11 protein-coding genes are annotated in these 12913 nt (G+C 59.8%); all 11 read left to right on the top strand.

Annotated elements, in window-relative coordinates:
* Positions 1-77 precede the first annotated feature (77 nt).
* Positions 78-971, top strand: a complete 894-nt coding sequence (locus ACJWXQ_RS06330) for an MBL fold metallo-hydrolase (protein WP_346051218.1) — start codon at positions 78-80, stop codon at positions 969-971.
* Positions 972-1215: 244 nt separating this feature from the next.
* Positions 1216-3816 carry an RND family transporter gene (locus tag ACJWXQ_RS06325; protein WP_406672390.1) on the top strand — a complete coding sequence of 867 codons (2601 nt, stop codon included), beginning with the start codon at positions 1216-1218 and terminating at the stop codon, positions 3814-3816.
* Positions 3817-3848: 32 nt separating this feature from the next.
* Positions 3849-4667 (top strand): outer membrane lipoprotein-sorting protein, encoded by an 819-nt coding sequence (locus ACJWXQ_RS06320; protein WP_346051220.1) that lies wholly within the window; start codon positions 3849-3851, stop codon positions 4665-4667.
* Between the two features lie 14 nt (positions 4668-4681).
* Positions 4682-5986 (top strand): hypothetical protein, encoded by a 1305-nt coding sequence (locus ACJWXQ_RS06315; RefSeq protein ID WP_406672389.1) that lies wholly within the window; start codon positions 4682-4684, stop codon positions 5984-5986.
* Positions 5987-6024: 38 nt separating this feature from the next.
* A complete protein-coding gene (locus ACJWXQ_RS06310; protein WP_346051222.1) occupies positions 6025-6216 on the top strand; it encodes a DUF2892 domain-containing protein in 192 nt (63 codons plus the stop codon).
* A 107-nt stretch (positions 6217-6323) separates the two neighbouring features.
* Entirely contained in the window at positions 6324-7622 is a 1299-nt protein-coding gene (locus tag ACJWXQ_RS06305) for an FAD/NAD(P)-binding oxidoreductase (protein WP_346051223.1), read from the top strand.
* Between the two features lie 29 nt (positions 7623-7651).
* The gene (locus ACJWXQ_RS06300) at positions 7652-8050 is read left to right on the top strand and encodes a metalloregulator ArsR/SmtB family transcription factor (protein WP_346051224.1); all 399 of its coding nucleotides are present in this window, start codon (positions 7652-7654) and stop codon (positions 8048-8050) included.
* 118 nt (positions 8051-8168) lie between these two features.
* Positions 8169-9452: a thioredoxin gene (locus ACJWXQ_RS06295; RefSeq protein ID WP_346051225.1), complete on the top strand. Its 1284-nt coding sequence runs from the start codon at positions 8169-8171 to the stop codon at positions 9450-9452.
* A 443-nt stretch (positions 9453-9895) separates the two neighbouring features.
* Positions 9896-10519, top strand: coding sequence for an isochorismate family cysteine hydrolase YcaC (ycaC, locus tag ACJWXQ_RS06290; RefSeq protein ID WP_346051226.1), 624 nt, complete (start codon positions 9896-9898; stop codon positions 10517-10519).
* A gap of 126 nt (positions 10520-10645) precedes the next feature.
* Entirely contained in the window at positions 10646-11392 is a 747-nt protein-coding gene (locus ACJWXQ_RS06285) for a DUF2884 family protein (protein ID WP_346051227.1), read from the top strand.
* Positions 11393-11518: 126 nt separating this feature from the next.
* A complete protein-coding gene (locus tag ACJWXQ_RS06280) occupies positions 11519-12724 on the top strand; it encodes an aminotransferase class V-fold PLP-dependent enzyme (RefSeq protein ID WP_346051228.1) in 1206 nt (401 codons plus the stop codon).
* Positions 12725-12913 lie beyond the last annotated feature (189 nt).

Genomic DNA, 12913 nt, shown 5'->3' with positions numbered 1-12913 from the left:
TTGACTTTCGAATCCCTTGACCCAGGTCGATACCGGCTATATATTAGATTTAACTAATCTTTAATTCGGAGACGATCATGAAACCCGAAGTCACGAGCTTCTTCCACGAAGACACCAATACCTTTTCCTATGTTGTGCGGCCCCCGACAGGGTCAGGCGCCGTCATCATCGATCCGGTTCTGGATTTCGACTACAAGGCGGCCCGCACCTGGACCGAAACCGCCGACCGCATTCTCGATTTTGTTCGCGACAATCAGTTGTCGGTGGAATGGATCCTCGAGACCCACGCCCATGCCGACCACCTCTCTGCCGCCCCCTACCTGGCCAGGGAACTGGGCGCCAGGGTGGCCATCGGTGAAGGGATCCAGGCGGTCCAGGATCGTTTCTCCAAGGTGTTCAATCTGCCCAATGAATACCAGCCCCGCGGGGCAGAGTTTGATCACCTGCTCAAGGACGGTGAAGTGCTGGAAACAGGTGGCCTGAGCATAGAAGTCATGCATACGCCGGGGCATACCTCCGACAGCAACAGCTTCCTGATCGGGGATGCGGTCTTCGTGGGTGACACCCTGTTCATGCCGGACGCCGGCAGTGCCCGGGCGGATTTTCCCGGTGGTGATGCCGGGATGCTTTTTGACTCAATGCAGAAACTGCTCTCCCTGCCCCCCGAGACCCGCATGTTCATGTGCCACGACTACGGCCCTGGCGGTCGCGAGATCAAACATGAGACCACCGTGGCCGAGCAACGGGAGCGGAACATCCACGCCGGCCGGGGTGTGGCCCGCGAAGAGTACGTGAAGATGCGTCAGGAACGGGATGCCGGCCTGCCCATGCCACGCCTGATCATCCCCTCGGTGCAGGTCAACATGCGTGCCGGCAAGCTGCCGCCAGCGGAAGACAACGATGTCAGCTATCTCAAGGTCCCACTCAATCTGCTGGGCAAGGCGCCGGGCGGGAACAGCGGGCACGACTGACGGGCCGCGGCCAGCCAAGGCGCCTGCCGATGATTGTGGTCATCACCCGCCACGATCACTGGGCGGAGACTGAGACAGGGACTTCCCGCTGCCGGGCCCCGCCCCGGCAGCGCCAGGCCCAGCGCAGGGGGTGGATGTGGCCGCAGATTGCTTTGACCAGATAAGCCCCATGCCTTGACGGCAGCGTGAATTGACACTATATTTATTAGCATCTTCTAATTGAGCACATACTGGAGATACGAACATGGGACGCCTCATTGCTCGCTACAGCATGCAATACCGCTGGTGGGTCTTCGCCCTGACCGCGCTCATCGCCCTGGTCATGGGACTGATGATCCCGCGTATCACCATCGATACAGATCCGGAGAACATGCTGTCCGCCGAGCAGCCCGATCGGGTCGAGCACAACCGCATCAAGGAACTGTTCGATCTCTACGACATGATCGTGGTGGGCGTGGTGAATTCGGAGCACCCCGAGGGGGTGTTCAACCCGACATCTCTCTCTGCCCTCTTGCAGCTATCCGAGGGCATAGAAAATATTGACGGGGTAATCAGCCGCGACATGCTGTCCCTGGCCACCGTCGACAACGTGGAACAGGTAAGCCCCGGCACCATCAGTTTCGACTGGATGATGGACCGCCCGCCCGAAACCCAGGGCGAGGCCGACGCTATCCGCCAGGCAGTGGAACGCCTGCCGATGTTCTACGGCACGCTGGTCTCGGAGGACGGCAAGGCGGCGGGGATTTATGTCCCCATCGTGGACAAGAATGAAAGCCACCGCATCTCCACCGAGATTCAGGCCATCATTGACCGCCTGGACAGTGGTGATGAATTCCACATCACCGGCCAACCGGTGGCGCAGGATACCTTCGGCGTGGAGATGTTCCAGCAGATGGCCATTTCCGCGCCCCTGGCCGGGGTCCTGATCTTTCTGATCATGCTCTACTTCTTCCGCAGTGTGCCACTGGTGGTGGCGCCCATGCTGCTGGCCATGGCCACGGTGATCTCCATCATGGGGCTGCTGATCGGCATGGGTTACACCGTGCACATCATGAGCTCCATGATCCCCATCTTCCTCATGCCTATCGCAGTAGTGGCCTCCATCCATGTGCTGTCAGGCTTTACCGATCGCTGCCGCGCCGGTGATGACACCCGGGCGGTGATGGAAGAAGTCATCCAGAGCCTCTACAAGCCGGTGATCTTCACCGCCCTGACCACCACCGTGGGTTTCGCGTCCCTCACCCTGACACCGATCCCGCCGGTCCAGGTCTTCGGTGCCTTTGTCGCCGTGGGCGTGCTCTTCGCCATGGCCCTGACACTCACCTTCCTGCCGGCCTTCATCGCTGCCCTGCCCCAGTCCGCGGTGGACCGCATGGTGGCGCGGGTCAAGAAACATGAGAGCGAGGGCAAGGGCGCGGACTGCAAACTGTGTGAATTCATGTCCGCCACCGGCCGTTTCGCCACCCGCTACAGCAAGTCCCTGCTGGTGAGTTTCGTGACCTTGCTGGCGATCGCCGTGTTCGGCATTACCCAGATCCAGATCAACGACAACCCCACGCGCTGGTTCAAGCAGGACCATCGGATTCGCGTGGCGGATGCGGTCCTCAACGAGCATTTCGCCGGCACCTACGAGGCCTACATCGTGCTGGAACAGGGTGAAGCGGGTGACCTGGAGCGTTCCCTTCAGGATCGGGTTAACCCCCTCTTGACCGAGGCGCGCGAAGAAGGCTTTGAGCTCGATCAGCAGTGGCAGGACCTGTTGGAAGAGTCCGCCGCCGATGATCCGGGTGTGATGCTCGACAACCTCATGTTTGCCCTGGATGACCTGCTCTTCGAGGTATCCATGGAAGAAGCTGAATATTGGGAAGCCATTCTGGAGGCGGCCGAGGCCGTTCGCAGCGAAGCCCTCTATTTCCAGACCCCGGAGGCACTGCGCTACATGGCCGGCCTGCAGAGCTGGCTGGAGCAGGAAGGCCATGTGGGCAAATCCAATTCCCTCGCCGATCTGGTCAAGACCATCAACCGGGAGCTGGTCAGCGGTGAGCCCGAGGACTACCGCATCCCGGATTCACCGGCGGGCGTGGCCCAGTCGATCCTGAGTTTCCAGGGCTCCCATCGCCCCCATGATCTCTGGCACTTCGTCAGCCAGGACTACCGCTCGGCCAGTATCTGGCTGCAACTGCCCAGCGGGGACAATCAGGACATGCAGCGCGTGGTGGACGCCGTTGCGCACTACACCACCGACAACCCTCTCCCGGAGGGTGTGGACCTGAGCTGGGGCGGATCCACCTACGTCAATCTGGTCTGGCAGGGCGAGATGGTGGAGGGGATGCTGCTGGCCCTGCTCTCGGCCTTCGCCATCGTGCTGTTGATGATGATTGCCCTGTTCCGCTCCCTGCTGTTCGGCATCCTGGCCGTCTTGCCCCTCACCCTGACCATTGCGCTGATCTACGGGGTCATGGGCCTGATCGGCAAATCCTACGACATGCCGGTGGCGGTGCTGTCCTCGCTCAGTTTGGGCCTCTCCGTGGACTTTGCCATCCACTTCATTCAGCGCATGCGCGGCGCCTTCAATGAAACGGGAAGCTGGCAGCAGGCCATGGAGTATGTCTTCGGCGAACCCGCTCGAGCCATCACCCGCAATGCCGTGGTGATCTCCCTGGGCTTTCTGCCGCTGCTGACCGCCGCATTGGTCCCCTACATCACGGTGGGCATCTTCCTGGCCAGCATCATGGCGCTCTCCGCCATCGTCACCCTGTTGATGCTGCCCGCCATCCTGCGCACGGTGCCCGGTCTTTTCTTCGGACGCAACGCCGCGCAGGAAGTCAAGGCGACAAGCGAATGAATCACGCAATCGATACCTCAAGGAGGTACACAATGATGACAGTCAAACTCAACAAGCTGATGCTCTCCACGGCCGCCGGCCTGGGGCTGTTCATGACCAGCCTCGGCAACCCCTTGGCTGCCGACACCCCCACCGCCATGGAAATCGTGGAACGGGCCAACCAGGCCTCTTTCTACGCCGGCGACGACGGACGCGCCGAAGCGCGCATGCGCATTGTCGATAGCCGCGGGCGTGAGCAGGTCCGCCAGTTCACCATGCTGCGCAAGGATGGTGAAGACGGCAAACAGAGCTATCTGGTGGTATTCAGCCGACCCTCCGATGTCCGCGGCACGGTGTTTCTGGTGGAAAAGAATCCCGGCGCCGATGATGATCGCTGGCTTTATCTGCCCGGCCTGGACCTGGTTCGCCGCATTGCCCCCGGCGACAAGCGCACCAGCTTCGTCGGCTCCCATGTCTTCTACGAGGATGTCTCCGGTCGTCACCTGGAAGATGATGAACATGAGCTGATCGAAACCACAGACGACTACTACGTCATCCGAAGCACCCCCAGAGATCCAGGCACTGTCGAGTTTGCCCACTTCGACAACTGGATTGATCGCGAGACCTTCCTGCCCATGCGGGCCGAGTACGTGGACGACTCCGGCGAGACCTACCGACGCATGCAGATTGAGGAAGTGGAAGAGATCGACGGCTACCCCACGGGTACCCGCATGCGAATGGAAAACCTCAAGGACGATGAATACACCCTGGTGGAATTTCGCCACAGTGCCTATGACATCGGTATTCCTGATTCGGTCTTCACGGAACGGTCATTGAGGAATCCGCCCCGGCAGTGGCTGCAGCGTCAATGAACAAGGAGGACACGATGATTGTGCGGCCAAATACTCTGAAGGCAGGCTTGCTGGCCGGTATCGGGCTCATTGCCCTGCCGCCCCTGGCAACGGCCGATGACTGGGATAATGATCCATGGGGTGATGAAGAAGTGACCCCCCTGTCCTGGTACGGGTTCATTGAGGGTGCGGCGGGCTACCGTACTCGCAGCAATGACCTCATTGACGATGACATGCCGCTGGGTGAGGTTCGCTTCCAGCTGGAAGGGCAATACGCGGGTGATCGGATCGACGGGCGCTTCAAGCTGGACGGCCTGGCCGATAGCGTGGAAGACAAACTGACAGGTGATGTCCGCGAGGCGCGGCTCGGCTTTTCGGTAGGCGAACGCACCGATGTGCGGCTCGGTCGTCAGGTTCTTACCTGGGGGACGGGCGACCTGGTCTTTCTCAATGACTTGTTCCCCAAGGACTGGGTGTCCTTCCTGATCGGTCGAGATGACGAATACCTCAAGGGGACCAATGACGCCGTCCGTGTCAGCTGGTTCGGTGACCGGGCCAATATCGACGCGGTCTGGACACCGTTCTTCGAACCGGACAATTTCATTGAGGGCGTGCGCCTGTCGTATTTCGATCCCATGCAGGGTGAACTGACCGCCGCCCCGCCCCTGCCGCTGGTGGACCGCCCCGCCAGGACCTTTGATAACGGTGAACTGGCCACCCGCATCTACGGCATGGCCGGCTCACAGGAATGGGCTATCTATCTCTACCGCGGCTTCTTCGGCCAGCCGACGGCTTTCAACCCCGAAAGCGGCCATCTGGAATTTGCCCGACTCAACAGTCTCGGTGCCAGCCTGCGTGGCCCGCTGGGGACCGGTCTCTACAACCTGGAGTTCTCCTATTACGACTCGGCAGACAACCGCGATGGGGATGACCCCATGCTGCCCAACAGCGAGTTTCGATTCCTTGCTGGATACGAACAGGAAATCGCCAGAAACCTGACCCTGGGCACCCAGTACTACGTCGAATGGCTGCAGGACTTCGATGAGCTGGAGGCCAACTTCCAGGGGGATCCTGCCACCCTGCCCGAAGAATACCGCCAGCTCATTACCGTGCGCCTGACCCAAAGGTTGATGCGGGACAACCTCACCCTCGGGCTGATGAGCTTCTACTCTCCCGACGACGAGGACTGGTTCCTCCGGCCCACGGTTAACTATCGCTTAAGTGACGAGCTGTACATGACGGCAGGCGCCAATCTATTTGGCGGCGAGGATGATCACACTTTCTACGGCCAGTTCGAGAAAGACTCCAGTGTCTTTCTGCGACTGAAACGCACTTTCTGAGCAATCTTTTCATTGTCTCCATGACAGGAGGAAACACCATGACCGTAAACCAGGCACTTCGACTCATTGCGGGCAGCTTTGTATTGGCCAGCATTCTGCTCGCGCATTTCCACCACGAGTACTGGCTGTTCTTCACCGGTTTCGTGGCGCTTAATCTGATCCAGTCGGCCTTCACCTGCTGGTGCCCCATGATGACCATTCTAAGAAAGGCCGGACTTCGGGATGCCTAGGACGTGGCCTCGCGAAAGGCGCACTGAAGCCGATTTGTTCCCCGTAGTTGGCGCTGAGGGATCAAGCTCTCCCTTCGGGGAATTGCCAGCCATTGGAGGATAAGACCATGGCACACATTGTAATCATTGGCGCCGGCCTGGCCGGCATGCCCCTGGCCCTTGAGCTGCGAAAGACCCTCGGCCCGAAGCAAAAAATCACTGTGGTCAGCCCTGCCGACCACTTTCAATTCGTGCCGTCCAATCCCTGGATCGCGGTGGGCTGGCGAGAGCGTCCCAAGACCACGACGCCACTGGCACCTCCTCTCAGAAAGCGGAACGTCGATCTGGTGGTAGACAGCATGGTCGGCATCGACCCCGATGCGCAGCGCATTGAGCTCAAGGGTGGTGAAGGCCTGGACTACGACTACCTTGCCATTACCACCGGGCCCAAGCTGGCTTTTGATGAAATCCCGGGGCTGGGCCCCGACGGTTATAGCCAGTCCATCTGCACACTGGATCACTCCGAACACTGTCGTGGCGAATACGAACAGCTTCTGGCCTCACCCGGCCCGGTAGTGATCGGTGCGGCCCAGGGAGCCAGTTGCTTCGGCCCCGCCTACGAGTTCGCATTCATACTGGATCGTGACCTGCGCAAACGCGGCCTGAGAGACCAGGTACCAATCACATTTGTAAGCAGCGAGCCCTACATTGGCCATCTGGGCCTTGGTGGCGTGGGCGACTCCAAGGGCTTGCTGGAACATGAATTGCGGCAGCGTGATATTCGCTGGGTCTGTAATGCATCCACCGAGAAGCTGGAAGATGGCAAGGTCTTCGTCAAGGAACATGATGACCAGGGCGAAGTCCGCAGGGAACATCAGATCGATTCCGTCTTTTCCATGATACTGCCCGCATTCAAGGGTGTGGATCCGGTTGCCAGTGTAGAGGGCCTCTGCAATCCACGAGGCTTTGTGCAAATCGACGAATACCAGCGTAATCCCAAATGGCCAAATATCTATGCTTCCGGTGTCTGTGTGGCTATTCCGCCGGTGGAAAAAACGCCAGTGCCCACCGGAGCCCCCAAGACCGGATACATGATCGAGTCCATGAACACCGCCATTGCGGAGAACATCAAACTGGCCATTGCCGGCGAGCAGCCTGAGGCACGGGCCACCTGGAATGCGCTCTGTCTGGCTGACATGGGGAACACCGGTGCAGCCTTTCTGGCCATGCCCCAAATGCCGCCACGCAATGTGACCTGGACTCGAAAGGGGAAGTGGGTGCACTGGGCCAAATCGGCCTTCGAATGGTACTTCCTGAGAAAGATGCGCAAGGGCGTTGCTGAACCCGCTTACGAACGAGCCATGCTCCGGCTGCTGGGCATCCGCCGTCTGCGGGCACAACGACAGGCTGCTGCGAAAAGTCGATAAAGGCAACCATGACCACAAAAGACCAGGAAATGAGAAAACGCAAGGCCCTGTTGGCCGAGCTGGCGCCCGCACATGCCGAAAAAGCCGCTCACATGTTGCGGGCGCTGGCCAACTCTCATCGTCTGATGATTCTCTGCCAGCTTGTTCAAGGCGAAAAGACCGTTTCCGAACTCAGCTTGCAGATTCCCCTAAGCCAATCCGCGTTATCCCAGCACCTTGCCCGACTGCGCCAGGACCAGCTGGTCGCCACCCGCCGAGAATCACAGAATATCCACTACCGCATTGCCGACCCCGGTGTCATGGAGATCATCGGCCAACTGTATGAAATCTACTGCACACCCGGCACGGGGGAACCCAATCAGCACCTGAATCGGTCAGAATCGGTTGCCCCCCAGCCAACTGGAGACCAAGATGAAAAAAGCAGATAATAAGGCAGGTGTCGAAGCGGCCTAAACCCTTCTGGCCCAGGCAGGAAATCCGGATGGAGGTTGAGCGAGTCACCGGCCCGCCCCTCCCTCGCTTTCCATTCATCGTGGGGAAATTCGCATGCCCAGATTCCGCCTGCGACTTTTTCTGACCCTGCTGCTATTGCTACCCCCCATCGCAGTGGCCGCGCCGATGAATGAATTGCACATGCTGGTGTTCCACAGTGATACCTGCCCCCACTGTGAAGCTCAGAAGCCCTTCATCAAAGCCCTTGACGAGTCGCACGAGGCACTATCGACCCATTTCTTCGAGGTGCGACAGAGCGATTACAATCGCAAGCTGTTTCGTGCGGTGGCCTCGGCCCATGGTACGGGGGCTGATTCGGTACCCGCTGTCTTCGTGGGAGGACGAGCCTGGCTGGGGGACAGTCGCCTGATTCGGCACCAAATAACCAGCCATGTAGAGCACTGTCTTGCGAGGGGTGACTGCCCCGACTCGCGTGACACCCGCCAGCGATTCGATCAGAAAGCGACAGCACAGGAAACGGCCCCGATCAGCCTACCCCTGGTCGGAACCATCGACCTGATGGTCCAACCACTCACCATATCGACAGCGCTGATCGCCTTCATCGACGGATTCAATCCCTGTTCACTCTGGGTTCTGACAATCCTGCTGGCGCTGGTGATTCATTCCGGCTCACGCAAGCGAATCCTCGCGGTAGGCCTGACCTTCCTGGCGGTGACTGCAGCCATTTACGGCCTATTCATTATCGGTGTTTTCGGTGCGCTAAGTCTGCTACTGACAAGCGACTGGGTCTACTGGGTGGTTGCAACCCTGGCGCTTGTCTTTGCCGGGGTCAATATCAAGGATTATTTCTGGTTCCAGCGAGGGATTTCTTTCACCATTGACGAGAAGCACAAGCCAGGCATCTACCGCCGCTTTCGCGGCCTGATCCGCGACGGCCGGTCGACACCGGCACTCATTGCCGCCACCGCCGTGATGGCAAGCGGTATCGCTTTCATCGAGCTACCCTGTACCGCCGGCTTCCCTGTCATCTGGGGCGGCATCGTTGCCACTCACGACATCGATTGGCTCTTCTTCTCCTTCCTGCTTGGGCTATACCTGCTGATCTACCTGCTCATTGAACTGGCGATCTTCGTAACTGCCCTGACGACACTTCGTGTCGACCGTTTCGAAGAACGGCACGGGCGTATCCTCAAGCTGGTCGGCGGCATCATCATGCTGGCCCTCTCCGGCGTACTAATACTGGCCCCTGATCTGATGCACGATGTCCGAGGTGCAATCGGTGTATTCCTGGGCGCTTTCGCTGCCGCAGCAGTCATGCTCTTCATGCACCGCTACCTTTTACCGAAACTGGGTGTGCACATCGGAGATGAATGGTAAATGCAACATACGCCGATGGGAATCGTCCGTATTGACCGCCGTCAACACCACCCCAGGGATTACTTGGCAAGACATCAAGACCGACCGGACACCAAGCACCACTTCGACTGCACACCTGTCGCAGCATCCGCAAGCAAAGCCCGGCGCGCCTCACGGAACCATAGATAGCCTGCCAATCCCATTCTCGTTCCATTTAGAGAACGAACTGTTGATAAACGCCCACCTAGCCGAATTATCGTTCTACATATAGCCTCAATAACAGGCTGAAGATCGCTACAGTCAAAACCAGGGAACAGCAAGGCGGAGCAAGATCACCGCTCCCATGGAGCGTCTGAGCGCCTCTCGGCCCAACCTCAGCAATCGCTGGAAGTCGCGCTACCCGATTTCAGCGAGAGCAGCATAAACAGCCCGGACCATCCGGGCGCCAATATCTGGAGAGGAACATGAAAAACTTTAATCGACTCGACAAGGATCAGGCAGCCGTGCTGCTGGTGGACCATCAAACCGGACTGCTGTCTCTGGTAAGGGACATTGAGCCGGACACCTTCAAGAACAACGTGCTGGCCCTGGCCGATCTGGCCAAGTACTTCGGGCTGCCCACCATCCTCACCACCAGCTTCGAGGACGGCCCCAATGGCCCGCTGGTGCCGGAACTCAAGGAGACCTTCCCGGAGGCCCCCTATATTGCCCGCCCGGGGCAGATCAACGCCTGGGACAATGAGGACTTCGTCAAGGCCGTGAAGGCCACCGGCAAGAAGCAGCTGATCATCGCCGGCGTGGTCACCGAAGTCTGCGTGGCCTTCCCCGTCCTCTCGGCCCTGGCCGAGGAGTTCGAGGTCTTCGTGGTCACCGACGCCTCGGGGACATTCAATCAAATTAGCCGTGACGCGGCCTGGGATCGCATGTCACAGGCCGGTGCCCAGCTCATGAGCTGGTTCGGCGTGGCCTGTGAGTTACATCGTGACTGGCGCAACGACGTCGAAGGTCTGGGTGCCTTGTTCTCCAATCACATTCCCGATTACCGAAATCTCATCAACAGCCACGCAAGCTTCACAGGCCAGTCGTAAACGGAAAGCGGCCCAGTCGGCTAGAGAAGCCGACTGGGTCGCTTGACATTGGTGTTGTAGTTATCTATAACGCTAATACCGCTTACTCGATCCGAGTCGCGGCCCGATTCACAAGGAGGATTGATCATGAGCAAGCAATTGACGATGAGCAGCCTGCTGCTGGCGGCAACCATGGCCCTGGGTAGCATGGCACAGGCGGCGCAATTCAATTCCGACTGCCGTGTCTCGCTGGCACCCAAGCTGGAGATTACCCAGTCCCATGTGGAGGTTGCCGATGAGCAGCGGACGGCACGCTTCTCCGGTGGCAGCCTGACCGTGGACGGGCAAACCATGCCCCTCTCGGCTGAAGGCAGCGCCCGTGCGGCGGCCTATGAACAGGAGGTCCGTGAGCTGGTGGAGGAATTCCGGGTTATTGCCGCGGAGGCGGTGGATATCGGAATTTACGCGGCCAGTACCGCCGTGACCACCGTATTCGGCGAGACTGCGACGCGGAACCTGAATGCTGACCTGGAAAGCCTCAGGGAAGAATTGTTGGAAGCCATCGCCACCACCACTGATTTCAACGCCGAGACCTTCGGCCAACAGATCGACCAAAGCGTGAAACAGGCAGTGGAGAATGCCAAGCCCGAACTCATCAAGGCCGGTATTGGCCTGGCCCTGACCGCCCTCTTACTGGGTGAAGAGCATATCGAAGAACGGGTTGCCGGCCTGGAAGAAACCATTGAGGCCGAAGTCGAAGCCCGCGCCGCCGAAATCGAGGCACACGCCGAGGCCCTGTGCCCCCGCCTGAAAGCCCTCGCCGCCAAGGAAGAAGCCCTGGTCGCCGAACTGGACGAAGCCCAGCAATTCCGCTTCATCCAGCCCGGTAAATGAGCCCTGCCCATTACCAGCGTCGCCATCGGCTTCAGGGATGAAGCCGCGGCGCTTGGCTCGGGAACAGCTGACTGGCATGATCAGCTGCATACATTCTTGCTGAAATTCCCCACGCGGAGCGAATGGATGGCTGACACTGGCAAGCCTCAAGCGGCCCTGGGTCAACGGGCCCTGCTTCCCGACCTTCAATTCCATGTCTATGCAAACCATGCCTCGATCTCACCGCTAAGCAAGCCTGTCTCAGCCGCGGTGGATGAGGTCATGGCAGCGCAGGCGCGGGAAGGCGTGGGCTTTTTTCCAATGGAGGTCGAGCGCCGGGAACGGCTCCGGGAGCAGCTGGGTACGCTGATCGGCGCCGACGGGCAAAGCGAAATCGGCCTGGTGGCCAATACCACCGCGGGAGTGGTGGCCATTGCCAATTCCCTGCCCTGGCGACCACGAGAGCGGGTATTGGTGCTGGCCGGGGAATTTCCCACCAATGTCACTCCCTGGCAGCAGGCGGCCAAGCGCCATGATCTGGAACTCGTGTGGATGTACGCGGAGGATTTTCGCCACGACCGAGCAACGGCCCTGGCGGAATTCGAACGCCATCTCGCCGACGGCATTCGAATGGTGGCGGTCAGTGCCGTCCAGTTCACCACCGGCCAGCTCATGCCGCTGGCGACCATGGGCGCGCTCTGCAAGCGCCACGGCAGCGAGTTTTTCGTGGACGCCATCCAGGCGGTGGGCGTGGTACCGATGGATGTGACAACCATGGGCATCGATTACCTGGCCTGCGGCAGTCACAAATGGCTGATGGCCCCGGAGGGGGTGGGTTTTGTCTATGTTTCAAGGGACAAGGCCGAACAACTGGAGCCCCATCTTGCCGGCTGGATCAGCCACGAGAACGCTTTCGAGTTTCTCACGGGCGGCCCCGAGACCCTGCGCTATGACCGTCCCTTTCAGCACGGCGCACGGATGCTGGAATCAGGGACCTTCAATTCCATCGGCTGCGCCGGGCTGTCGGCCAGTGTGACGCTGATTCAATCCATCGGCGTGGAGAACATTCATGCCCATGTGCAGGTCTGGCTGGATGCCCTGGAACCGGCACTGACCGAGCGCGGCTTTGAAAGCGCCCGCATGGCGGAGGCGGAGAACCGCTCCGGCATTCTAAGCGTGCGACCGCCCGACCACCGTCCCGCCGCCGACTGGGCCGCCGCCCTGGCCGACCAGGGAATTTCCGTCGCCAGCCCGGCCGGCTGGCTCCGCTTCGCCCCCCACTGGCCCAACGCACTCGATGAAGTCGAGAAGGTGAAGTCAGCAGTAGATGCCATCCTCAATTCGCGGCCATAGTCACCAGCACTTGCCGCCAGTCGGCGATACAGGGCGCCGAAGTGGCAGGTTGGATTCACCAGTTGTCGATGCCTGGCTCGGACTCGGGCCAGCTTGCCTTGTAGCCGAACGGCAACTCCAGAGTCTCACCGGCGCCCAGTTCCCGGTCCCAGGAAACTATCCCAGGCCGATCATCCACGTCTTGCCGAT

The sequence above is a fragment of the Natronospira sp. genome (genome assembly GCF_007134575.1).
Classification (GTDB): Bacteria; Pseudomonadota; Gammaproteobacteria; order Natronospirales; family Natronospiraceae; genus Natronospira; species Natronospira elongata.
This window is presented reverse-complemented; position numbering and strand designations above follow the sequence as displayed.

Coding starts and splice junctions, on each gene's coding strand:
- ACJWXQ_RS06330 (WP_346051218.1), top strand. CDS start 78: ATGAAACCCGAAGTCACGAGCTTCTTCCACGAAGACACCAATACCTTT.
- ACJWXQ_RS06325 (WP_406672390.1), top strand. CDS start 1,216: ATGGGACGCCTCATTGCTCGCTACAGCATGCAATACCGCTGGTGGGTC.
- ACJWXQ_RS06320 (WP_346051220.1), top strand. CDS start 3,849: ATGATGACAGTCAAACTCAACAAGCTGATGCTCTCCACGGCCGCCGGC.
- ACJWXQ_RS06315 (WP_406672389.1), top strand. CDS start 4,682: ATGATTGTGCGGCCAAATACTCTGAAGGCAGGCTTGCTGGCCGGTATC.
- ACJWXQ_RS06310 (WP_346051222.1), top strand. CDS start 6,025: ATGACCGTAAACCAGGCACTTCGACTCATTGCGGGCAGCTTTGTATTG.
- ACJWXQ_RS06305 (WP_346051223.1), top strand. CDS start 6,324: ATGGCACACATTGTAATCATTGGCGCCGGCCTGGCCGGCATGCCCCTG.
- ACJWXQ_RS06300 (WP_346051224.1), top strand. CDS start 7,652: ATGAGAAAACGCAAGGCCCTGTTGGCCGAGCTGGCGCCCGCACATGCC.
- ACJWXQ_RS06295 (WP_346051225.1), top strand. CDS start 8,169: ATGCCCAGATTCCGCCTGCGACTTTTTCTGACCCTGCTGCTATTGCTA.
- ycaC (WP_346051226.1), top strand. CDS start 9,896: ATGAAAAACTTTAATCGACTCGACAAGGATCAGGCAGCCGTGCTGCTG.
- ACJWXQ_RS06285 (WP_346051227.1), top strand. CDS start 10,646: ATGAGCAAGCAATTGACGATGAGCAGCCTGCTGCTGGCGGCAACCATG.
- ACJWXQ_RS06280 (WP_346051228.1), top strand. CDS start 11,519: ATGGCTGACACTGGCAAGCCTCAAGCGGCCCTGGGTCAACGGGCCCTG.